Below are 24,110 nucleotides of genomic sequence, written 5' to 3' on the forward strand. Positions count from 1 at the left end.
TCCTAAAGCAAGAATTTTTCACTTGAGTATAATAGGGCGCTCTAACCACATACGATCCTTTCATTTATGTCTCAATTGCCTATTGATAGCTTAAAAGCTGAATTTGACCAACTCGTAAGTCACCATCATCTTGTGGTTGAAGCTGAAACGGGGTCCGGTAAATCGACTCGTTTGCCAATATGGGCTGCCAATCATGGCCGCGTTTTGGTCATTGAGCCGCGTCGAATTGCTTGTACCTCATTAGCTGAATTTCTGGTTGAACAATCAGGTCAAGCATTAGGCACGAAAATTGGTTATGCGATTAAGCTCCATGCTCACTTTGATGAGAACACACAAGTTGTGTTCGTCACACCTGGCGTTGCATTGCGTTGGTTTGCAGAAGACAAGCTTGCAAACTTCGATATTGTTATGGTGGATGAGTTTCACGAGCGCCGCTGGGATATTGATCTCCTTACTGCAATTTTAAAGCGAGAAAATCAGCATCGTTTAATCGTCACTTCTGCAACGTTAGAGGGCGAAAAACTGGCTGAGTATTTAGGGGCAAAAAGACTTCGTTCTAATGGGCGTTGCTTTCCCGTAACGGTGACATATCGGGCGCGTGATAGTCGTTATTTGCCCAATAAAAAAGGTTGTGAGAATGATGTCGTAAGTACCGTCAAAGAAGCGTTAGAAGATGAAGATGGCGATATTCTGGTCTTCTTACCCGGGCGTAAAGAGATCACTCAATGCGCTCAGATGTTGCAGCATATTGAAGACGTGCTGGTGGTCAAATTGCATGCATCGGTGAGTGATGATGAAAGGCACCGTGCACTTACCACTCAAAATCAGCGCAAAATAGTGTTAGCGACCAACGTGGCGGAGACGTCTTTGACGATTCCGAATATCCGTGTCGTGATAGACAGCGGTTTAGAGCGTCGGACTATTCAACGAAACGGGCGTACTGCTCTGATGTTGACCAATATTTCTAAAGCCAGTGCCGCACAACGAATGGGTCGAGCAGGCCGGGTTTCTGAGGGAGCGTGCATTCGTTTATATGGTGAGCATGCGCCACTGGAACTCATCACGCCACCGGAGCTTCATCGTGAAGAACTCGTGGAGCCAATGTTGGCAGCTGCTTGTTGTGACTATCCCTTGTCGAACCTTTCATTTCTTGAAACATTGCCTGAGAAATCATTAGCTTTGGCCGCGAAAACGTTGCGTTCAATGGGAGCGATTGACGATCAAGGTAATGTCACTGACCATGGCAAAAAGGTTTACCCGCTGCCGATTGATGCTTTGTTTGCAGATTTGGTTACCCGTATTCAAACAAAAGCAGAAAAAGAGGCGATGATCGATTTGGCAGCAGCGTTATCTGTACCTGCTCAGTTGTACCAGTTGCAAAGTGGAGAGGCAGCAGAAGCATTAGACCAACAAGAAACATTCGGTTGCGATGTGGCCTTGATGATTCGTCTGGTGCGTGGTGAGCAGCTGCCCGGAGTAAACGTTGATGTGAGTGTCTTAGAAGAAGCACAGGGTTTAGCCAAACAGATGCGAGCGGTTTTTGAATTGCCCGATCTTGAAGTAGCCTCGCGTTATAAACGAGACGTATTGGTTAAAGCGATGGCTAAACTGCATCCAGAGATCGTATTTGTGCGGCGTGAACGTCGGCGAGATGCGCTTGGTAATGGCATGATGGAAATGATGGTTGGTCGCAATAGTCGGTTCCCAGAAGCAAGTGAAGCGGCTTTGGTTTTAGATAGCCACAGCTTACCCGGACGAGGTGTAAAGCAAACGCTTAATCTTGCTTCAGTTATGATGCCAATTTCGCTCCGTTTGCTTAGAGAGTTGGAACTAGGTGAGTGGCAGCAAGGCGAAACGAATTATGAAGAAGAATCGCCACGCGCCACCATGCATTTGGTTTATGCCGGTCGTCGTATCTTTACAGAGTACCAAGCACTTAAAGGTGAAGTTGCAGTTCAATCCATTGCAGAGATGATTGAAGATGAAACGCTGTTGCCTGAATTTGCGCCACTAAGAAAACAACAAATTCAGCATTGGAAGATCTACAACGCACTTGGGTTAAACTCAGATCTTATCGATAAAGGGGCAATTGAAAATCTGACTTTTTCATCGTGGTTGGTCGAACAATTGGAAACTCTGGGTGTAGAGAGTATTGAAGATATTGAGTTGTTCGAAGCGAAAGACATCCCATTTAAAGGCGTTCCCGAGTGGGAATACGAGGATTTCGCGGAGAAGTTTCCATTAAAGCTGGTTTTAGCGGAACTAAAGCTCGATGTTGAGTATTTTGTATCTCGAAAACTGGTCCACGTCATTTATGTAGAGGGAAGTCGAAAGGCTGATCCAAAGCGGTGGGAATTGCCTCGATGGTCTGGATGGAAAGTTCAGTATAAAAAGGCGAGTCGAGTCATTGACGTTAAATGATAGTGAGGAATCGTTCTTTGGTTTGTTTATTGCTGCTTTCTTTCAAAAACGGTCATCCGTTGGTTGTTGTTTATAATTAAAAAATATGAATTAAATCGACATTCACACATAGCTAATATGTGTATAGTTTGTTATGAGATTGATTTTGATATTTCCTTTTGTAAATAAAATCAGGAATAAAAGACCATTGTCTTATATCCTATTGCTATATCAAAGTAATTGTACGATATTTCGTATAACTCAATTTTGTTGAGTGTAGAGGTATAGGATGAAGCACCAAGGAAAGATATGCATTGAATTCGACTACACCAGTTTTTTAGGCGCATCAGGAAGTAAAAAATGGACCTTCGTTGAGGCTTTTTCTACTATTGCTCCTATTTTTGGTTTGTTGTGGAAGCAAAACATCGCAGAATTAAGTAAACCAGAGGATCGTCTCTGGGAAGCGGCATTAAAATCGATGTCTTCACGTCAAAGCGACGAATCAAATCTCGTGAAGTTAGCAAAGCTAGCTCAGCACGAGGGAATACAAGAACTACGCGTAGTCATGCCTTATTCGTTAGACTCAGAACAAATTGAGTACATCGAAGCTCGAAGTCAACTAAAAGTAGATATCACAGAGCAAGACGTACTTAACTTGAAACTCTAACGAGAAGTATTAAATCAATAAAGCGACCGCACAACCGGTCGCTTTTTTTGTTTGGATTCCGGTTGATTTTTAACCGGGTAGCTAATCAATCAGCCCGTATTCTTTGCTAAGAATTTCAATGATCTCAGCTTTTGGGTTATCACTAAGTGCGATTGGTTTTCCTGTGATCTTTTCAGCAATACCAATGTAAGTGCGAGAAATATCCATTAACGATTCGACAGGCAGATCATTATCGCGGGCTAATGCTTCACGCTCGGGCATACGCTCTTTATTGAGTAGAATGTCCGGATCTGGGAAGTGGTTAAGTAAGAATTGGCGGAACCCTTCTTTTGAGTTTTCAACAATGTTGCCCGCTAAGTATTCTTTTGTATCCCAAATACGTGAAGAATCCGGTGTGCCCACTTCATCCATGTAAATTAGCTTTTCGTTACCAACGGCGTCATGTACATAGCCAAACTCAAACTTAGTATCAACAAACGTTTGGTCAATGGCTTCAAGCGCATCGCTAATAACACTGAAACCGTCTTTTAATAGCTTTTCGTATTGCGCGATGTCTTCTGCACTTGAGAAGTTAAATGCTTCAAAGTTGTCGACAATATTTTGGCGAGTAATATTCACGTCATCCGCTTCAGGAACGCCTGGAATACCTTTCAAAATGCCTTTAGTTGATGGTGTCATCAGCAGTTCTGGTAGGGCTTTGTCTTTCTCTAGGCCTTCAGGGAGTTGAATACCGCAGAATTCGCGTTCACCATTCGCATAAGCACGCCACATCGAACCAGTAATGTACTTACGGCAGATCGCTTCTATTTTAACTGGCTTCGCTTTTTGAACAATCCATACAAAGGGGTGAGGTATATCTAGAATATGGCTATCAGCTAGACCGTTATCTTTAAACAGTTTAAACCAGTGATTCGAAATTGCGTTTAGTGCGGCGCCTTTACCCGGAACGCCTTTTAGGCCGCCCTCACCATGCCAGATACAATCGAATGCAGAGATGCGATCACTAATTACCATAATGGCTAATGGCGCATTAGGTGCGACATCGTATCCTTTTTCTTTGATCAGTCGTGCACTGTCTTCTTCTGTTAGCCAATAAACAGAGCGAACTTTTCCACTGTGTACTGGTTTTTTTGTGCGAATTGGCAGGTCGTCATTGACGGCAAGTACTTGATTGGCAAGGCTCATTGCGACATTCCTATCATATTATTCAAACGTCATAATAGAGGATATATTCAGCAGAAAATTAACGCTAAATAAATCGAATGTGGGCATCATACCAGAACTATTTTAACTCGCCAGATAAAAAGCAAACGTTTGCTTAATTTTCTTGAAACATAAAAAAGCCTCCCAAAACAAGGAGGCGAGATGCAGGATGGATAACGTCGATCTTATTAGTGGTACTTATTCACACTGCCTTCGACGAAAAAGACTTCACACTGATAACGTTGAGCAATACTACGAAGCATTGACTGATTCATTGGTGCAATCTTACTTGATGCAACAACGGCACTTGCATTGCCAGAACGAATCGCCTTGATGACGATTTCAACTTCAGAAAGTTGTTGAGATGGTTTCATTTGAATGATGTTTTGACAGTGAATATTAGAACCAGCAAGTTGTTCAAAATCAGGGCGAGGGCACTCAGACGTAAACAAGATCCATTGTTTTTGTTGAGACAACACGGCCAACTTAGAAAGAAGTTGGTCAGACACATCCATAGGTTGCGTTGTTTGCGCCAATACGTTGTAGCGTGAGTATGTATGAGATTGACTTTGTAACTGCATCTTACTGTTCCTTTATACATGCTGTATTCCTATACAGTAGTTTGTTTTTGGAAAGTGATCAACACATTTTTATGAGTGTAAGAGCGTATATGGATACGGAAAGTTACATTAACTTACATTAAGCTAATGAAATTAAAGGTTATTTTTGAATTTTGTGCTATGTGGGATAGAACAGGGAAATGTGAAGTGAGCGGCATATAAGAGGTAAAAGTCATCAATGATAATGACTGTATATACAGGTGTTCAGTACTGTTCATACAGTACTAAAAGGCTAAGTGCTGGATAGCTAAATCGAGCTAAATAAGCCCTTTGGGTATAAGTGGTATCAAAAAAGCGTCTTAAAAAAAGACGCCTTTGAAAATCAGTTCCGTTGATTTTTTGTTTAGCCTAATTGCTGTGCCATGCGTTCGCGCATTTTCATTTCGCCTTGGTTGAAAAGGCGTACATCGATTTTTGCAATGTCGTAGCAAGATTCGCAAGAACGATTAAATTTACCATCGAGGTAATCATGACGAGCAACAAAACTAGGTTTTTTGCACCAGTCGCAGGTGCCTTCTTCTGTGAACATTGATTTTCTCCCCACCTACATGAATTTGAGTCGCTAGGTGTTATTTTTCGCGACTATTATGACATAGAAATCATATTGAAGTTAAATGTCTGTTAATTCGTTTGAGAGCGAGATCGATTGCGAGCCTTTGATTTCAGGAAATAAGATGCCAAAATAGAAGCTATTGAGTGATTGTTTACTGTTTTGTAACATTTTGTGAAATTACGTTGAAAGCGTGATTTAAACGTTTCATTTCTTCCTCAGAGCCTCTCGAATCAGGGTGATAGAGTTTTGACAATTGTCTGTAGCGCAGTTTCAGTGCTTTACTGTCAGGAATTGAGTGAGGTGTATAGCCAAATGTTGCACAAGCAATGGCCAAGGTATGACTCTCTGACTGGCTTTTAATTTTTTTAAATTCTTTGAAGACTTTTTCTAGCTGACCTTTGAGCTGTTTGTTTGTAAATTGAAGCTCATTTACTTGTGTTTGTAGGCGTTGAGATTCCGACACATCGTTTACGGTCTCCGCTTTCGTTTTTATGGTGTGTCTACGATATGCACCAAATCCAAGTAATATAACAAAGATGAACCCTGTTAAGGTGTACCATTCGTAATGAGTGTCGGTGTTCTGCTTCGGTCGATGTTCAACTTTTTCACGAATTTCTTCGTCTGTGGCTTCTTTATCGAGCGTTACGATTTCTGAGAGTTGCTTGGCGCGAAGTTGATTGAAGCGTTGCTCCAAGAATTGATTGTAAGCCTGCTCGGCTTTAGGGTTTTTAAGTGCTGAGAGTTGATACCATGCTTCGATGAGATCTGCATTGGACACATCGGTCTGATGATGCTCGACAAAATTAGCTAAGAGAAATCCACTATCTTGTGGGTCATTGAGCGCAACAGATGTAAACCAGTAAACCGCTTGGGTAAAATCCACACGCCCAGTAAGCCCGCGAGCGTAATCTTCTGCCAATTGTTTTTGTGCGGGTATAAAGCCTTGATGGGCAGATTGCTCTAGCCAATATCGAACATCAGGGCGAGAGGCGGATTCATTCGTTAAGGCGAGCGACTGTGCCAGTTCAAATTGCGCTTTAGGTTGAGTCGGTGTTTGAGTTGCAAATGCGCTGTACGATACGCAAACGCTAAAAATAAGGCTACAAGCAGTGGTTTTGAACGACATTGTGTGTCAGGTCTAGCGAAAGTCGCTAGACCTGCTCCGATAATATGATCTATTACCGATATGGTGCTACCAAATTACTTCAGTGGCAAGATCTGGATTTCAACACGACGGTTGCAAGCACGACCTTCTGATGTTTGGTTTGAACACAGTGGGTTACGCTCACCGTAGCCACGAGCAATCGCGCGACCTGGTGCAACGTTTTGTGACACTAAGAATTGACGTACAGACTCTGCGCGGCGCTCAGAGAGTGTTTGGTTGTATGAATCGCTACCAGTGCTGTCCGTGTAGCCATCAATTACTAGGCTTGTGTCTGGGTACTCAACGAGGATACGAGCCACACCACGTAGTGTATTGTGGATACCTGCGTCTAGTTGGTAAGAGCTTGAAGAGAAGCCAATGCCGTTTTCCATACGAAGTAGCAGCTGGTTTTCACCAATGCGCTCAACCTGTACACCAGAGTTAAGCAATGCACGACGAAGTTCTGCTTCTTGTTGATCGAAGTAGTAACCGACACCAGCACCAGTTGCACCACCAGCAGCGGCACCAATTAGCGCGTGTTTACGTCGTTCTTTTGCATTGTCACCCGTCGCAAGACCAATTGCTGCACCAGCGATAGCACCGATCAGAGCGCCTTGCGTCGTTGAATTCGTTTCGTACTCGCCCGTTGTGGCATTTTGACGTTGAGTGGCTTGACAGCCAGTAAGAGCAAGCACTAACGCAAGTGCGATAGACATCTTTTTCAAGGGAAAATCTCCGTATAAAATTGAGGCGCAAATGCGCCTCACAAAGTGATTCGAATTATGGAGTAGGTGTTATTGATATTTGTTATGCGAACGTCAGATTGATAAGCGTGTTGTAAGCTTTTTCATCTTGTTGGCGAAGTTGTAACCAAAATTATGATCGATTTGTAGTATCACCTAACATTTTTCTCGCTTGTGCGCCGCCAACCCCACGGTTTACCGACACCTTGCGACCTTTTTTTAAGCCAACTTCGTAATCTTCGGTCAGATTTTTCATCGCTTCTTTGAGTTGTTTTTTGAACGTTTCACGATCAATATTCTTGAACTCTTTATCTATGTAATTATTGATTTTGTTTGCTGACTCTTCATCAGGTGAGATCACCGGTAGCTTTTCTAGCGCACCCTCGACCCAACCTGAAACATAAGAGTTAACGCGGCGAGTGACTTCGAGCGAAGAGGTGCCAGAGCCTGCAAAACTGTTTCGAAATTGGCCAGTACTTTCATTTAGTTCGCGATAGATGATATCAAAAGCGAAAGCAGCGAAAATTGCGCGGTCTGCCTCACCGATAAATTCAACACGTTTAAGCCCTTTGTGATTCAATAGTACGGCTTCAACACCAAATTTAGTGTTAATGCCTCGAATCACGCGCAATAGTGTAGAGCTGATATTGGCTGGCAGCAGATGTGAGGATTGAGTCTTACCCATTTTGATAAACTCAATATCATCTTTGTCTAGGCCATATTTTAGCATGAGGTTGTGCGCCATTTTTATAGCGTTAGCAGCTTCATTCACATTGGCGGAGTTGCCCAGTTCTAAACACTTGGCAATTTTTTTCAGAGCTTTTTGTTTATCCATCGACGACCAGTCATGAGTACCAAAATTTAAGAAGTCGGATATATTACCTTTTTTGGCTCAAAAACGAAACAAGGGGCGTGAGGGGAATAGGAAAAGAAAAAACAAACCCCTTATGGAAAGGGGCTTGAGGAGGGTTATGTTCTTTAAAAAAGTTACAGACCGAGTTGGTCAAGTAGATCATCAGCTTCGTTTTTAGTGCTTACTGTACTCGCTGTGCTTTTTTCCATGCTTTTGCGTGTTGCTTCTAAAATGTCATCTGGGTTTTCATCTTCGACCACGTCAAACTCTTCAAGTTGGATGAATTCCGTTTTATCCATAGCCAGTTCTAGATAGAAAATGTTGTTGTTTTCTGTTGAGAATGTCACGCGACGTGCCTGAGGGCGATCTAGGTTGGTATCCACTTGCAATATGACTTGTTTATTAAGCGCAAGCATTTTTGGTTGGTTTTGTGTGATATTGGTTTGCAGTTCTTTGCGTATCTTATTCGTGAAGTTACCAACCAATTGATTCATCAGTTCACCAAGGACATCGCCAACTTCATCAGAAGTATGTGAGATCGCAAGCTCTTCTTCAGGCATGCCCATGTTGCGCATGTAGTTGGTATAGATCTCAAGTGCCGCTTTTGCTGTGAAGTTAATAACAACAAGCCCGGTAAAACCGCCATCAAACAAGACAAAGCAACCAAAGTCAGGCTTTAAGCTCGTTTTATTGATCTTTTGCACCATTGCCGAGTAGTTAATTTGAGAAGACGTCGCCGAAGTAAGAACACTTGAGACGGATTTGCATAATTTTAGGAGGATATCTTCGGTTGTGACGACTTTATTTTTTTTCATTATTAGAGCTCATTATAAAAAGGCGATTTATCCCTAAATGTAAGGCATTCGACCTAAAGAAATAAAGCATAAGTTCATATCTTCTATTGAGATTCTGATTTGAACGCTTTTTTAAATGTTGTAAAGTGAGGGAATTCAAAGAATATGACTCCATTCACGTTGTTTACTTGCTCTTTGAACAGGATGCAATGTGAATGATTAAGAATTAGATAACCCGCAGCTGATCGGATCAGCGCAGTAGGGGCAGGAAGCAAATGTTACCAAGATTACACTCGCAAACGGATGTTGATCCTCTTGTTCTTCGTTTTCTTAAAGAACTTGAACACGCCGGGTTTACTGGCGATATCGAGAGCCAATATTCCAGTCGTCTTGCGGTTGCCACTGATAACAGTGTCTATCAGCAATTACCTCAAGCTGTGGTTCATCCTCGAACCACACAAGATGTCTCTCTCATCGGTAAACTCAGCAATAAGGAAGAATACGAACGCATTACGTTTTCTCCTAGAGGTGGTGGTACTGGCACAAATGGCCAATCGCTCACTAAAGGTATTGTGGTTGATCTGTCTCGTCACATGAACAGAGTTCTAGAAGTGAACGAACAAGAGGGATGGGTGCGTGTTCAGACCGGGGTCGTGAAAGACCAACTGAATGATGCCATTCGTCCTTATGGTTATTTTTTCTCTCCAGACTTATCGACCAGTAACCGCGCTACCATTGGTGGCATGATCAACACGGACGCTTCAGGTCAAGGCTCATTGAAATACGGAAAAACGTCCGATCACGTACTTTCGCTTCAAGCGGTGTTTGCTGATGGTTCAATTTTAGAGTCAGATCTTTCTCACGGATTACCAAACGAGGGTGAATTTGCAGATACCGCCATTCGGGTCACAGAGTCGGTTTGCCGAGAAAAGCGTCAGCAAATCAATGATAAATTCCCCCCTCTAAATCGTTTTTTAACTGGTTATGACTTAAAGAACGCTTATGATGAAGAGCAAGACCGTTTCGATATTACCCGAGTGCTGTGTGGGGCTGAGGGGTCATTGGCATTCATTACTGAAGCCAAATTGAACCTAACGCGTATTCCTAAAGCCCGTACCTTGGTTAACGTAAAATACAATAGTTTTGATTCAGCGCTGCGTAATGCACCATTTATGGTTCAGGCGAATGCGTTATCGGTTGAAACGGTGGATTCAAAAGTTCTTAATCTCGCTAAGCAAGACATTGTTTGGCATACCGTCAGCGACTTAATCACCGATGTTCCAGACAAAGAGATGCTTGGTATTAACATGGTGGAATACGCGGGTCAGGATGAGGAAGAAGTGGCGTCTCAAGTCGCCTATCTGACGGCCAAGCTAGACGACATGTTAGAAACGGAAGAAGCTGGCATCATTGGCTATCAAGTGTGCAGTGATGTAGCAAGCATCGGGCGTATCTATAACATGCGTAAAAAAGCGGTGGGTCTACTTGGCGCGGCAAAAGGTCGCGCGAAACCCGTCGCATTTGCTGAAGATACTTGCGTACCACCAGAAAACTTGGCGGATTTTATTGTTGAGTTTCGTGAGTTATTAGATGCAAAGTCCCTTAACTATGGCATGTTTGGTCACGTGGATGCTGGCGTACTTCATGTTCGCCCTGCATTGGATCTTTGTGATCCTCATCAAGAGGCGTTAATGCACGAAATTTCGGATGAGGTGGTTAAGCTTGTTGCGAAGTACGGTGGCTTAATGTGGGGTGAGCACGGAAAAGGATTTCGTTCAGAATACGGCCCAGAGTTCTTTGGCGAAGCTTTGTTTACCGAGTTAAGGCGCGTAAAAGCCGCTTTCGACCCACACAACAAAATGAACCCAGGTAAGATTTGTACACCACTCAATAGCGATGCGGAGCTAGTAAAGATAACCGACACCAAGCGCGGTTATTATGACCGACAGATAGACGTTCAAGTTCGTGATAGCTTTAAACAAGCGATGGAATGTAACGGTAACGGTTTGTGTTTCAACTACGATACCAGTTCGCCAATGTGCCCATCGATGAAAGTAACGGCAGACCGTCGTCACTCACCAAAAGGGCGTGCGGGTTTAGTACGCGAATGGCTACGCCAGCTCACGGAGCAAGGCATTGATATCCTCGACTTAGAGCAACAAACGCTGGAAAACAAAACCTCTATTAAAACGATGATTGATCGTGTTCGTCATTCGATCAATCGTCGCCATGAATACGATTTTTCACATGAAGTTTATGAGGCGATGAATGGCTGTTTAGCGTGTAAGGCGTGTGCAAGTCAGTGCCCGATTAAAGTCGATGTGCCGAGCTTTCGTTCTCGTTTCCTTAATATATATCACTCACGCTATCAACGCCCAGCGAAAGATTACTTGGTATCAAACATTGAGTCGATGTTGCCATTGATGGCGAAAGTACCAAGTGTTGTGAATGGTGTATTAAAGCAATCTTGGGTACAGAGCTTAACGGCCTCGACAGTGGGTTACGTGGATGCTCCTTTATTGTCTGTACCGACGCTAAAACAGCGCGTAGACAGTTTAACGACAGCCTATGACTTGCAAGCACTAAGTGGCTTATCAAGCGAAGACAAACAAAACCATGTGTTGATTGTTCAAGACCCATTTACCAGTTACTACGATGCTGATGTTGTGGAAGACTTTATTAAGCTCGTTAAAAAGCTGGGTATGAATCCTGTTCTTCTACCGTTTAAACCTAATGGTAAAGCACAACATATTAAAGGGTTCCTACGCCAGTTTAAGAGTACGGCGCAAGATACGGCAAAATTTTTGGAAATGGTGGCGGATTTAGATATCCCCATGGTTGGCGTTGATCCTGCATTGGTGCTTTGTTATCGAGATGAGTATGAGGAAATCCTAGGAAGTAAGCGCGGAAAGTTTGACGTATTGACCGCACATGAGTGGTTATACCCAAGATTGAGTGAGTTCACCGCTATTGAGTCTGGTGAAGCAACGCCCTGGTATTTATTTGCGCACTGTACCGAAAAAACAAAGCTGCCGAACGCTGAAAAAGAGTGGGGCGCAATCTTTGCTCATTTTGGTGCAACGCTGAATACGGTTCCGGTTGGATGCTGCGGTATGGCGGGGACCTTCGGGCATGAAGTGGATAAACTGTCTATGTCTCGTGATATCTATGATCTCAGTTGGAAGCCAAACTTGGATAAACTCGATGCTGAACGCTGCTTGATTACAGGTTATTCATGCCGAAGCCAAGTGAAGCGCTTTGAGAATGTAAAACCAAAGCACCCGATCCAAGCATTGCTAACCTTGCTATAATACGTCTTGAAAGCCCAGTCTAACTGGGCTTTTTGTCACTAACAGCTTGTTATACGACGATGAATGCGTTGATTTCATAAGGACATGAGAATTGAAGAAACTTGAGCTTAAAGTCCCACCTGTTGCTTTGTTCTTGCTGGTGGTATTACTGATGTACGGCTTAAAAGAGATGATGCCGGGGCTAAAAATTACCGTACCATTTGTGGGTTTTGTATCTATCGGGTTAGCATCGATTGCCATTTTTGTTGGTGTCGCGGGTGTTATGGAGTTTCGCAAAGCAAAAACAACGGTAAACCCTGTTAAGCCAGAGTCTGCGTCGACAGTGGTTGATTCGGGCATTTTTTCTTATACACGTAATCCAATGTACGTTGCATTATTACTCGTCATCATTGCTTTAGGCTTATGGTGGCAACACTTGAGTGTGATTTTGTTTAGCGTATTGTTTGTCGCCTACATGAACCGGTTTCAAATTAAGCCTGAAGAACGCGCACTAGAAAGGTTGTTTGGAGAGGATTACGTCGATTACAAGAATCAGGTACGTCGATGGATTTAACGAGACTTATAAGAGTAAAAGCAATAAAAAATAGCCCAGCAGAGATGCTGGGCTATTTTTTTAATTTTTGCAGCGTTAAGCCGCTTTAGCGAACTTTGCTAGGAATGCATCCTTACGTTTATGAAAACGCTGTACAAGGTCGTCAACTGCGTCTTGGTCATAAGGTTTAAGGCCACTTGCGACCATTCGTTTGATGCCTTTACCCACAATTTCGCCGTCTTGTTTAAAGGCAAAGTTGAGTGTTACGACACCACGTTTGCCTTCAACATCGAAAGTCGCACCCGTGAAATCCACTTCTGGATGAGTGAGGTCTAGACGGCAGAACTCTACTTCCATGCTTTCGTAGATAACAAGAGGGCGCTGGCAGTTGATCATCATTTGTTTCTCTTCCATCAGAGGAACCATGATGTGAGGGAAGTTCATCCCTGAGAATTGAACGTAGTTTGTCACTACATGTTCAATAAATGCTGGGTCATGGTTAGTTTCACCTTCACGAGACATGCGTAAGTATTCTTTGCCTGCTTCGTCGATGACTGCACTTTCTTTCTCACATTTATTTTCAATGTGAAGTGCAACACCATCGTTCACCATTCCAGAGAAGTTAAAACGCATCTTTTGGCTTATTCCCTCTTTGCTCAGTAGAACCGCAAAAAGTAGGTCGCCTGGTACACAAAAGCGTTTATTGTCTTCGTCATGAATAGGGTTGTAATCACCAGCAACACGCTTAGCAAAGTGACTTGCCTGCTCGCGAGTGAACTGAAATTGATGATTAGTGTTTGAAAAATAAGGTGTTAGAAACATAATTTTTACGTAGTAACCGAAACTGTCAGAGATTATATGCGAATATCTGTGTAGCAATGGTCCATCCAGTGAAACCTTCACTGTATCTTAACAATGAAACGATAATGCAAAGGAATAAAGTGTCCAAAAGGACGCTCTTACCTCGTATTGTTCAATATATTAATCAATCAACAAGTTATACCCATCACAGTAAGTAAGTTATGAGAGTCAGTGTAGAAAAAAGATGGGGGTTCCCTTTTCATTGGGTAGTTCGATACGTAAGAGACAGTAAAGGCTCCAGCGAGGAGCCTTTATATTTCACCAAACCTTTTGTATTTCGTGGATCCTTTTGTCTTAGAGGCTTGGACGAGTTAGTGCACGCTAGGCAATAAGCTTTCTGGCATCAGCGCATTGTGCAGTGCTAATTTGAGTAACGCGTTAGCTTGTTCAATATCGGGGGCAAAGAATCGGTCTTTATCGTAGAAAGAGACCTTTTCACGTAGCATTTGCTTCGCGATTTCAATGCGCTCTGATGACTTATTCGGTGCTCGGAAATCGAGACCTTGAGCTGCGGATAGGTACTCAACCGCTAAAATACCACGCGTGTTTTCTCCCATCTCTTTCAAACGACGACCTGCGAACGTAGCCATTGATACATGGTCTTCTTGGTTCGCGGATGTTGGCAAGCTATCCACAGATGCAGGATGTGCTAGCGTTTTATTTTCGCTCGCCAATGCTGCAGCGGTAACTTGAGCAATCATAAATCCAGAGTTCACGCCGCCGTTGTCGACAAGGAAAGGAGGAAGCTTAGATAGAGCACTATCAATAAGTAGCGCCATGCGGCGTTCTGATAAGCTACCAATTTCGGCAATCGCAAGGGCGAGATTATCCGCTGCCATTGCGACGGGCTCTGCATGGAAGTTACCACCTGAGATAATGTCGTTATCTTCTGCGAACACAAGAGGGTTGTCTGAGACGGAGTTTGCTTCTACTTGTAATATGTCTGCAGCATTACGGATTTGCTGCAAACACGCGCCCATCACTTGAGGCTGACAACGCAGTGAGTATGGGTCTTGTACTTTTTCACAATCAGTGTGAGATTCACCAATTTCACTGGTTGCTTCAAGCAGATGACGGTATGCATGAGCGGCGTCCATTTGGCTTCGGTGACCACGTACGCGGTGGATACGTGGATCGAATGGTCGACGGCTACCCAGTGCCGCTTCTACCGACATTGCGCCACACACCGTCGCCGATGAGAAAAGGTCTTCTGCGATGAACAAGCCCTCAAGCGCAAAAGCTGTTGAAGCTTGCGTACCGTTAAGAAGTGCAAGCCCTTCTTTTGGGGCAAGTGTGATTGGCTCAAGACCTGCGATTTGCAGTGCTTCTAAACCGGAGATGATTTTCCCATTGTGGCGAGCTTCCCCTTCACCTAGCAGTACAGTGCTCATGTGAGCAAGGGGAGCTAAGTCACCAGACGCGCCAACGGAACCTTTTTTGGGTACGCATGGGTAAACTTGTGCATTGACCAAATCAATCAACATATTGATGACTTTCAAACGCAAGCCAGAGAAGCCACGGGCGAGGCTGTTAATTTTTAGCACCATCATCAAACGAACAGTTTCGTCTGACATTAATTTGCCAATACCAGCAGCATGAGAGAGAACGATGCTGCGTTGCAACGTTTCTAGATCTTCTGGTGCGATGCGCGTATTGGCTAACAAACCAAAACCGGTGTTAATGCCGTATACGGTACGATCTTCAGCAATCACGCGGTCGACGACTTGTGTGCTTTCATCAATTGCTGGAATAGCTTCTGGATCGAGCGTAAGGTTGACAGGTGATCGGCTCACCTGACGCAGTTCGTTTAAGCTAATATGGCCTGGCTTTAGCGTTAAATTGAGCATGTCTTTCATCCTTACTTCAGCTTTTTCAGTTCTTCGTTGAGCATTGGTAAATCCAACTTTTGTTCCGCGGCGCATTGTTTTGCGATGTCATAGCCTGCATCTGCGTGGCGCATTACGCCCGTAGCTGGGTCATTGTGGAGTACGCGAGCGATACGCTCGGACGCATCTTCGCTACCGTCACAGCAAATCACCATGCCAGAGTGTTGAGAGAAACCCATGCCAACGCCACCACCATGATGCAGTGACACCCAAGTTGCACCACCTGCGGTGTTTAAGAGGGCGTTGAGTAGTGGCCAATCTGAAACCGCATCGGATCCATCCATCATCCCCTCGGTTTCTCGGTTTGGACTGGCAACCGATCCAGAATCAAGATGATCACGACCAATGACCACAGGCGCTTTTAATTCACCATTTTTGACCATCTCATTGAATGCTTGGCCGAGACGTTCGCGATCTTTCAAGCCAACCCAACAAATACGTGCTGGTAGGCCTTGGAACTGAATGCGTTCACGTGCCATGTCTAACCAGTTATGCAGATGCGGATTGTCAGGAATGAGCTCTTTCACTTTTTGATCGGTTTTGTAGATGTCTTCTGGATCGCCAGATAGGGCAGCCCATCGGAATGGCCCAATACCTTCGCAGAATAGAGGTCGAATGTAAGCAGGTACGAATCCTGGGAAATCAAACGCGTTTTCAACGCCTTCTTCCAATGCCATTTGGCGAATGTTGTTGCCGTAATCGAGTGTCGCTGCGCCACGGCTTTGTAGGTCCAGCATCGCTTGCACTTGCACTGCCATGGACTTTTTGGCCGCTTTTACGACGGCAGCTTCGTCTTGCAAACGCATTTCTACGGCGTGAGACATGCTCCAACCTTGAGGTAAGTAGCCATTAAGTGGATCGTGTGCGGAGGTTTGATCGGTAACGACGTCTGGGGTGATGTTACGATCAACCAATTCTGAGAAAATATCAGCCGCATTACCTAGCAGACCAACAGAGATTGGGGTTTCGGACTCGTTGATGATCGCCAGCGCTTCATCCAACGATGTGGCTTTTTTGTCGACATAGCCAGTACGTAGGCGGTAATCGATGCGTGATTCGTCACACTCGACCGCAATCATTGAAAAACCTGCCATGGTGCCAGCCAATGTTTGCGCACCACCCATACCGCCCAAGCCGCCAGTGAGAATCCAGCGACCTTTTGCATCACCATCGAAGTGTTTTTTCGCCACCGATACAAAGGTCTCGTAAGTACCTTGAACGATGCCTTGTGATCCAATGTAAATCCAGCTACCTGCGGTCATTTGACCATACATCATCAAACCTTGTTTATCGAGCTCATTGAAGTGCTCCCAGTTTGCCCAATGTGGTACTAGGTTTGAGTTCGCGATGAGAACACGAGGTGCATTTTTGTGGGTAGGAAAAACACCCACCGGCTTGCCAGATTGCACTAAAAGAGTTTGGTCGTCGTCGAGCCTCTCTAATACTTCAACAATTTTATCGAAGCATTCCCAATTGCGGGCCGCACGACCAATACCACCGTAAACCACTAAAGAGTGTGGGTGCTCAGCAACATCTGGGTCAAGGTTGTTCATTAACATGCGAAGAGGGGCTTCAGTAAGCCAAGATTTGGCGCGCAGTTCATTACCGCGTGGAGCACGAATTGTTCTGCTTGTATCAAGTCGTGGATCTTGTCCCTGGCGCTGTGTCATTTTAAGACTCCTTTAGTTTCACGTGTAAACCAAGTTCATGCTTGGTCTTTGTTGTTTTTAGGACTTATGCTCTTTTTCAGCCATCGCATTGGCAATATCCCAGCATAAGCGGGCGGCCAATCGAGCCGTCTGGCTGTCGACGTCATAAGTCGGGTTGTACTCAGCAATGTCTGCCAGCATTAGCTTGTTTTTGTAATGTAGGATTCGGTCGAGGAACGGTGAAATGATGTCGTAGCTGACACCTCGTGCCGCAGGCGCACTGACTCCCGGAGCGGTAGCTGCAGGAAAGACATCCAAATCGATCGTCAAATAGAGGTAATCGCAGTCATCAATAAAATGCTGTAATTGGGTTAAGTGGTAGCTGTGGTTCATGTAGCACAGTTGCTTGTCTTCTACATACCAAACATTCAGTTCATCCGCTTTTTGAAAAAGTGCCTTGGTATTGCTGCTGCGACTCACACCAATACAGGCATAATGGAACTTCCAATCATTGCGTTGGCAAAAATGATGGATTTGATTGAACGGGGTTCCTGAGCTTGGCTTTACATCAGTAAGCGAGCTTTCAAAAGCGCGTAAGTCAAAGTGAGCATCAAAATTAATAATGCCAATCTTCGGCTGCTTGTCTGGGTGATGAGTTTTGAAGTACTCGGCCAGCCCAGAAAAGGATGCCCAAGCAATTTCGTGCCCGCCACCAAGCACAACGACAGGGCTATGGGGGAGAGCTTGGGCGATAGTTTGCGCACATTGGGCCTGACTGCTTTCTAGCAAGTCATCTTCGCAAATAACGGTGCCAAGATCATAGAGTGGTGTCTTTTGGTGCCATGCTAAATTTGCTAACGCTCGACGGAGTAGATCTGGGGACTTCTTCGAGCCGATACGGCCTTTGTTTCTTGCTACACCTGCATCGGTGGCAAAGCCAAGAATCGAAACGCCCTTATTAAGCTTCTCTAACTCTTCAACTGAGGTGTTTTTTATAACGTGATGGACACGTTTTCCTAGTTCGCCATCTTCGGCATCGTGGCGGCCTTGCCAATGAAAAGGCGCATTATTTAGGTCGGATTGGGCCATCTTATCGTCCTCCGTGAGAAACATACTCCCCATTTACTATACGACCTACCAACCGTTTTGCCCCGACTTGGTAGCTAAGATCTGCAGGGTGTTCGATATCCCAGATAGAAAAGTCCGCATCAAAGCCAACCTCAATAACACCGCGCGACTTACCATAACCTAATGCTTTCGCCGCATTTTCAGTGACGCCGCGCAACGCTTCTTGTGGGGTTAAACGGAAAAGCGTACATGCCATATTCATCATTAGTGTTAAATCGGCAAATGGTGAGGTTCCTGGGTTGGTGTCAGTGGCAATTGCTATTGGAATATTGTGCTTTCTTAGCGATTCTATCGGTGGTAATTGGGTTTCTCGGAGGTAGTAAAATGCGCCTGGAAGCAGTGTTGCAACCGTTGATGAGTTCTTTAGTGCAAGCACGCCTGTTTCATCAAGATATTCAATGTGATCGGCGGATAAGCCGTGATACTGCGCAGTTAATGCTGTTCCGCCTAAATTAGAGAGTTGCTCAGTATGTCCTTTTACATTCAAACCATGCTGTTTAGCGGATTGAAATACCCGCTCAGTTTGCACGAGGTTGAATCCGATGGACTCGCAAAATACGTCAACGCTGGTGGCCAAATTTTCTTGTGCTACGAGAGGGATGATATCGTCACAAATGTGTGTGATGTAATCATCCGCCCGATCTTTGTACTCTGGTGGAATCGCGTGAGCAGCAAGTAGCGTTGTGGTGATTTTTACTTTGCGCTCTTTTTCTAGCGCTTTAGCGGCACGTAGCATTTTGATTTCATCATGAAGTGTCAGTCCGTAGCCTGATTTTACTTCAACTGACGTTACTCCGCCGGCGAGCAGACCATCAAGACGAGGGAGAGCGAATTCAATAAGTTCCTCTTGCGTCGCTTTACGGGTGGCATGAACGGTAGAGAGAATACCACCGCCTTGCTGAGCAATCTCTTCGTATGGCACCCCATTGAGTCGCATTTCGAACTCGTTTGAACGGTTTCCGGCATAAACGAGATGCGTGTGACAATCAATGAAACCCGGCATCAATAGCTTGCCGTTGAGGTCTATCGTTTGGTCGTATTGGCTTGGGTTGAGAACAGATTCGCTTTGCGCGGTATCTTTACCTCTTTCAGCCGTACTAACGGCGATGATTTTGCCCGATTGAATGCCAACGCGAGCTGGCGGAGAGGGTAAGTAACCCATTTCTCCCTCTTGCATCGTGACCAGTCGAGCATTTTCAATCAGCAAATTCATGTCTGTTCATCCCAAAACGTAATTGATTAAATGTATATACAAATAAATAGGAGAAAAAAGCGTCGCTGACAAGACTTATGTTGCTGAAATGTGATCAAAGTGAAGAAGTAACACCTAGTTTACAATAGGATCTTAGAGCTTAATTTGTATTTGTTGCCAGGATGGTAAAGTAACGCTGTACTCACCAGTTTATCTTGGCTCCAAGTACGGCGATTGAGCAGCAAACATGGTTCGTTAGCCTGCATTTTTAGATCTTGCTTAACACGTCCATCAGGAATGATGGCCTCTACCGTATGTTCAATGGCACTGAGTGGGCAATTGTTAGAAAGGTATTGATTGGGTGTCATACTGGTAAAGTCTTGAGTCAAATAACTTGGAGCATATTGACTGTTTACCCAACGCAGCTCCAATTGGATTGGAACATTATCTTCGTAATGGATGATTTCACTGTAAAATATTGTTTTTCCGAGCATGACGCCAAGTTTGATCGCAATGCTATCATCCGCTTTAAGTGCAATTTGCTTGAGTACTTCACTGTGATGTGTGTGGCCACGATTACTAATTTCATCCGCAATATTACGAATATCGAGCAGAGGAGATTCTGATTTTTCTGCGGGATCGCAAACAAACGTGCCAAGGCGAGGACGGCGTTGAAGTTTCCCTTCATTTACCAAATCTCGGATCGCCTTATTGACGGTCATTCGACTGACACCAAACTGCTCAGTTAACTCAAATTCCGTTGCGATGCGGTGTCCAACCATCCACTCACCAGAATTCATCTTATCTAGGATAAATTGCTTAATTTGTATGTAGAGTGGTGTAGACATAATGATTTCCTTTAATTGACTATACAAATAGTGCGTAATCTATGTACAAATTGCAAATGACACGTACTATTTTGTGAGTTGTTAAAAGGAATTAGTCCGCATTCTTACCGTCTATTACTTGCAGGAGTGGCGTCTGTTGTGTAAACAGGTATCCATCTAATTAAAATAAAGAAGACAGTCACAAAAGGAATAACATGTTTAAAAAACTTAAAGCATCGCTTGGCATTGGCTCTGCAAAGGTCGATACAATTTTAGATGAAATGAGCATTTTCCAAGGTTCGACCTTGCGAGGGTACGTTCAAATTAAAGGCGGTGATGTCGAACAGCAGATCGATGCCATTACACTTAAGCTGAATACAGAAATGAAAGTAGAAGCGGATGACAGTGTGAGCTATCAAACATTCACCATTGATCAGTTGAAAGCGGTCGAGCCGTTTGTTATCCAGCCAAACGAAGAAAAGCAGGTTCCATTTGAATTAAAACTGCATGATGAAACGCCAATCACTGCCGTTAGTGCATTAAAGAATCAATGTCATGTATGGGTTGAAACAACGCTAGACATCGGCTTTGCGATTGATCCTCGCGATCGTGATTATGTCGAAGTAAAACCGTTGTCAGTTGTTTCTCGGGTCATAAGATCGATTGAGCAAGCGGGTTTTACGATGGTCAAAGCAGACGTGGAGAAAGGCTTCTTGCGTGGCAATGGTTTTTCCTCTCGTTCTGGCATTTATCAAGAGCTAGAATTCCGTAACAATGGCTTTATCTCGACAAAAGAGATCGAATTGTCATTTATTCTTGATGGTGCTGTTGTGCATTGTTTGGTGGAAATTGATCGTTCGTTCAGTATGTCTGGTGACCAATATCGTTCATTTACATTACCGTTGGATGCATCTGACAGCCAAGTATCTTCTGCTCTAGCACATGTTATTGGTTAACACGATTTTTGTTTCTCGTTCGTTCGACAGTTCAGTACGAAGATTAATACGATGAATAGACGAGATTAATAAGTGAGTGCCAACGTTCAAATAAGCTGAAATTCATGGCTTAATCGTGTTTTGGCACTTTTTCTGCTGCATTATTTTTCCTTAGTTCCTTAGTTCCTTAGTTCCCCAGTCTGTTTTCCATCTATCAATCCTCTTCGGTTACGCAAAGCGATAGCTAAGTTCCGACAATCAAGCTCTAGTCCATTTGCGGGTTGTTGGCCTGTTTAACTTCTCTTCAATATATAGGCTGAGAGACAGGATTAAGAGGCCCCATGAACTTTAGTTATACAGATGAACAAATCATGATTGAACAAAGTGCATCCGACTTCTTCAGTGAAGTATCTCCGGTAGAAGCTGCGCGTGAGATCATGGTGACAGAGCAAGGTTATGACGTAAAAGTATGGCAGAAAATCTGTAATGAGATGTTTTTCCACGGCATTCTCATTCCGGAGGAAAATGGTGGGTTGGGGCTTGGTTACGTCGAGTTGTGCATCGTGCTTGAACAAATAGGTGCGAAACTCGCTTGTTTACCATTTCATGCCAGTGCGTGTATGGCAACTAGTGCCTTATTGGTTGCGGGAAGTGAATATCAGAAACAGTACTATTTTGAGCATTTACTTCGAGGGGAGGTAGCGACTCTCGCCTATACCGGTATCCATGCAGGAACTAAGACCGGTTGGGGTTGTGATGCTGTAGATGTGACCTATCAAAAGCAAGGACAGCAATATCGGCTTAATGGGACTTACCGTTATGTTTCTTTTGGCCATAACGCTCAATGGCTCATTTTGGCTGCAAGGAAAAAAGGTACGCGAGGCAAAGAAGGGATCAGTTTATTTGTCACAAAAGCCGACACTCCCGGGATATCCCGCAATTTACTGCCAACAATGGACCAAACACAAAAACAAGCCCAAATAGAATTAGATAATGTCATTCTCGATGCATCATGTGTGATGCCAAATGAGGGGCATTGTGGTGAAGCGTTACATACAGTCATTGCTGTTGGGCAGATTGGATTAGCAGCGGAACAATTGGGCGGAGCTCAAGCCGTATTAGAACAGACAGTTCAATATACCCAGCAACGAACTCAATTTAACCGTCCGATTGCAAGCTTTCAGGCCGTGAAGCATCAAGCGGCGGATATGATGTTAAAAGCAGAGGCTGGCCGTTCTTCCGTCTATTACGCGGCCTGCACGGCGGATGCAACACCCTTGGCTCGGCCAACGAGGACTGAGATCACCTTGAATGGTCGTCAACCGCTTTCAGAACGACTCAATGAGTTATGCCAAGCGGCCAGTATCGCTAAAAGCTATTGTTCAGACGCTTATTTTTTTAATGCTGCAACGGCGATTCAGCTACATGGCGGGGTTGGATTTACATGGGAATTTGATGTTCATTTGTATTTTAAACGCGCTCAGGCCAGTAGCGTTATGTTAGGAAATTCTGCTTACCATCATGAGTTGATTGCGGAGCATTTATTGCCGCTTGTAACAAAGTCAAAAAAACAATCATCAGGAGCTTAATATGAAACTGACATTTAGTACTGAAGATGAGCTGTTTCGCCATGAAGTTGCTAATTGGTTAACTAACCATCTTGTCGGTGAGTTTGAGCCGTTACGCTTTCGAGGAGGTCCTGGTGATGAACATATGTTTACTGAAGAACGTAAAGTGTGGGAGCAGCAATTAGCAGAAGGTGGCTGGACCTGCATCGGTTGGCCATTAGAAGATGGTGGTCGTGGTGTAACGATAGAACAACAGGTCATCTTCCATGAAGAATATGCACGCGCTGGTGGACCTGGTCGAGTTGGGCATATCGGTGAGGGCCTTGCCGGGCCAACTATCTCGATGTTTGGTACAAAGGAGCAAAAAGAACGCTACCTACCGGGTATTGTCTCCGGCAAAGAACTGTGGTGCCAAGGGTATTCGGAGCCTGATGCGGGGTCCGATTTAGCCGGGGTGAAAACAAAAGCCCGTTATGACGAGGCTATCAATCTGTGGGTGATCAGTGGTCAAAAAGTATGGACATCATTGGCGATGGATGCTGATTGGTGTTTTGTTATTGCGCGCTGTGAGCCTGGTTCGAGCGGTCACAAAGGATTAGGTTTTTTTCTCGTTGATATGGCACAAGCGAACGTTCAAGTTCGTCCGATCAAACAATTGACAGGAACTTGTGAATTCAATGAAGTTTTTTTTGATGACGCGGTGGCCGCCGATATTATAGGTGAGCCAGGTGATGGTTGGCGCATTGCCATGGCACTGCTGGGGCTTGAGCGTGGAGTATCAACCCTTGGTCAGCAAATGTTGTTTCAAAACGAACTCAACGAAGTGATTGAATTAGCCAAAAAGAATGGCATGGCCGATAACTGCGATATTCGTCAGCGAATCGCGAAAGCACACAGTGAACTTACCATCATGCGTTATAACTCATTACGAATGTTGTCGTCTAAACAGTCTGGCCAGTTACAAAAAGAGGCATTAGTGTATAAGCTCTTCTGGGCGAACTGGCATCGTGATTTAGGCAAACTTGCCATGGATGTGATGGGCCCGGAATCGGAAATATTGGCAGGTAAGTCGTACGACTTAACGCGTTTACAGTCACTATTTCTATTTACTCGTTCTGACACCATTTATGGCGGTACAAATGAGATACAACGAAATATCATTGCAGAGCGTGGGCTGGGAATGCCTAAAGATCTGAAATGGTAGACTTAGGTTAATTAATCAACTTTATTTAAGACGACGCCTA

At 44.3% G+C, this 24,110-nt stretch carries 20 protein-coding genes; 7 read left to right on the plus strand and 13 right to left on the minus strand.

The genetic code is table 11. The annotated features are described in order from the left end of the window. Positions 1-66 precede the first annotated feature (66 nt). Entirely contained in the window at positions 67-2,421 is a 2,355-nt protein-coding gene (locus KHN78_RS13715; protein WP_211916456.1) for a helicase-related protein, read from the plus strand. 268 nt (positions 2,422-2,689) lie between these two features. Next, the gene (locus KHN78_RS13720) at positions 2,690-3,067 is read left to right on the plus strand and encodes a transporter (protein WP_211916457.1); all 378 of its coding nucleotides are present in this window, start codon (positions 2,690-2,692) and stop codon (positions 3,065-3,067) included. An 81-nt stretch (positions 3,068-3,148) separates the two neighbouring features. Here the strand turns inward: KHN78_RS13720 and KHN78_RS13725 are convergent, their stop codons facing one another. The 7 genes from KHN78_RS13725 to KHN78_RS13755 all read right to left on the minus strand — a co-directional run bounded on the left by KHN78_RS13725 (position 3,149) and on the right by KHN78_RS13755 (position 8,998). Then, positions 3,149-4,252, minus strand: coding sequence for a phosphoribosylaminoimidazolesuccinocarboxamide synthase (locus KHN78_RS13725; RefSeq protein WP_211916458.1), 1,104 nt, complete (start codon positions 4,250-4,252; stop codon positions 3,149-3,151). Between the two features lie 206 nt (positions 4,253-4,458). Then, positions 4,459-4,851: a SulA-like leucine-rich domain-containing protein gene (locus KHN78_RS13730; protein ID WP_211916459.1), complete on the minus strand. Its 393-nt coding sequence runs from the start codon at positions 4,849-4,851 to the stop codon at positions 4,459-4,461. Between the two features lie 382 nt (positions 4,852-5,233). Next, positions 5,234-5,419, minus strand: a complete 186-nt coding sequence (locus tag KHN78_RS13735) for a hypothetical protein (protein ID WP_164837171.1) — start codon at positions 5,417-5,419, stop codon at positions 5,234-5,236. Positions 5,420-5,594: 175 nt separating this feature from the next. Then, complete coding sequence (locus tag KHN78_RS13740; protein ID WP_211916460.1) at positions 5,595-6,569, minus strand: J domain-containing protein; 975 nt, start codon at positions 6,567-6,569, stop codon at positions 5,595-5,597. Between the two features lie 74 nt (positions 6,570-6,643). Continuing rightward, a complete protein-coding gene (locus tag KHN78_RS13745) occupies positions 6,644-7,303 on the minus strand; it encodes an OmpA family protein (protein ID WP_411912350.1) in 660 nt (219 codons plus the stop codon). 160 nt (positions 7,304-7,463) lie between these two features. Next, the gene (locus KHN78_RS13750) at positions 7,464-8,165 is read right to left on the minus strand and encodes a DUF2786 domain-containing protein (RefSeq protein WP_211916462.1); all 702 of its coding nucleotides are present in this window, start codon (positions 8,163-8,165) and stop codon (positions 7,464-7,466) included. 152 nt (positions 8,166-8,317) lie between these two features. After that, on the minus strand, positions 8,318-8,998 hold the full coding sequence (locus KHN78_RS13755) for a DUF3334 family protein (protein ID WP_211916463.1): 681 nt from the start codon (positions 8,996-8,998) through the stop codon (positions 8,318-8,320). Positions 8,999-9,252: 254 nt separating this feature from the next. Here KHN78_RS13755 and KHN78_RS13760 point away from each other — a divergent pair, with 254 nt between their 5' ends. Then, positions 9,253-12,288 (plus strand): FAD-binding and (Fe-S)-binding domain-containing protein, encoded by a 3,036-nt coding sequence (locus KHN78_RS13760; RefSeq protein ID WP_211916464.1) that lies wholly within the window; start codon positions 9,253-9,255, stop codon positions 12,286-12,288. Positions 12,289-12,379: 91 nt separating this feature from the next. After that, positions 12,380-12,841 carry a methyltransferase family protein gene (locus KHN78_RS13765; protein ID WP_211916465.1) on the plus strand — a complete coding sequence of 154 codons (462 nt, stop codon included), beginning with the start codon at positions 12,380-12,382 and terminating at the stop codon, positions 12,839-12,841. A gap of 75 nt (positions 12,842-12,916) precedes the next feature. On the opposite strand, the gene KHN78_RS13770 is transcribed toward KHN78_RS13765, so the two are convergent. The 6 genes from KHN78_RS13770 to hutC all read right to left on the minus strand — a co-directional run bounded on the left by KHN78_RS13770 (position 12,917) and on the right by hutC (position 20,384). Next, the gene (locus KHN78_RS13770) at positions 12,917-13,642 is read right to left on the minus strand and encodes a DUF3581 domain-containing protein (RefSeq protein ID WP_211916466.1); all 726 of its coding nucleotides are present in this window, start codon (positions 13,640-13,642) and stop codon (positions 12,917-12,919) included. A gap of 350 nt (positions 13,643-13,992) precedes the next feature. Further along, a complete protein-coding gene (hutH, locus tag KHN78_RS13775) occupies positions 13,993-15,528 on the minus strand; it encodes a histidine ammonia-lyase (RefSeq protein ID WP_211916467.1) in 1,536 nt (511 codons plus the stop codon). A gap of 11 nt (positions 15,529-15,539) precedes the next feature. After that, positions 15,540-17,237 carry a urocanate hydratase gene (hutU, locus tag KHN78_RS13780; protein WP_211916468.1) on the minus strand — a complete coding sequence of 566 codons (1,698 nt, stop codon included), beginning with the start codon at positions 17,235-17,237 and terminating at the stop codon, positions 15,540-15,542. A 57-nt stretch (positions 17,238-17,294) separates the two neighbouring features. Next, positions 17,295-18,305 carry a formimidoylglutamase gene (hutG, locus tag KHN78_RS13785; RefSeq protein WP_211916469.1) on the minus strand — a complete coding sequence of 337 codons (1,011 nt, stop codon included), beginning with the start codon at positions 18,303-18,305 and terminating at the stop codon, positions 17,295-17,297. 1 nt (position 18,306) lies between these two features. Further along, positions 18,307-19,557: an imidazolonepropionase gene (gene hutI / locus KHN78_RS13790; RefSeq protein ID WP_211916470.1), complete on the minus strand. Its 1,251-nt coding sequence runs from the start codon at positions 19,555-19,557 to the stop codon at positions 18,307-18,309. A 119-nt stretch (positions 19,558-19,676) separates the two neighbouring features. Then, on the minus strand, positions 19,677-20,384 hold the full coding sequence (gene hutC / locus KHN78_RS13795) for a histidine utilization repressor (RefSeq protein WP_211916471.1): 708 nt from the start codon (positions 20,382-20,384) through the stop codon (positions 19,677-19,679). 194 nt (positions 20,385-20,578) lie between these two features. Between hutC and KHN78_RS13800 the strand changes: the two genes are divergently transcribed. The 3 genes from KHN78_RS13800 (at position 20,579) to KHN78_RS13810 (ending at position 24,070) form a co-directional block, all read left to right on the plus strand. Beyond that, on the plus strand, positions 20,579-21,319 hold the full coding sequence (locus KHN78_RS13800; RefSeq protein WP_211916472.1) for a sporulation protein: 741 nt from the start codon (positions 20,579-20,581) through the stop codon (positions 21,317-21,319). A gap of 320 nt (positions 21,320-21,639) precedes the next feature. Next, entirely contained in the window at positions 21,640-22,887 is a 1,248-nt protein-coding gene (locus KHN78_RS13805; protein WP_211916473.1) for an acyl-CoA dehydrogenase family protein, read from the plus strand. 1 nt (position 22,888) lies between these two features. Next, positions 22,889-24,070 carry an acyl-CoA dehydrogenase family protein gene (locus tag KHN78_RS13810; protein ID WP_211916474.1) on the plus strand — a complete coding sequence of 394 codons (1,182 nt, stop codon included), beginning with the start codon at positions 22,889-22,891 and terminating at the stop codon, positions 24,068-24,070. Positions 24,071-24,110: the final 40 nt, after the last annotated feature.

The organism is Vibrio sp. B1REV9 (assembly GCF_905175395.2).
GTDB lineage: Bacteria > Pseudomonadota > Gammaproteobacteria > Enterobacterales > Vibrionaceae > Vibrio > Vibrio alfacsensis.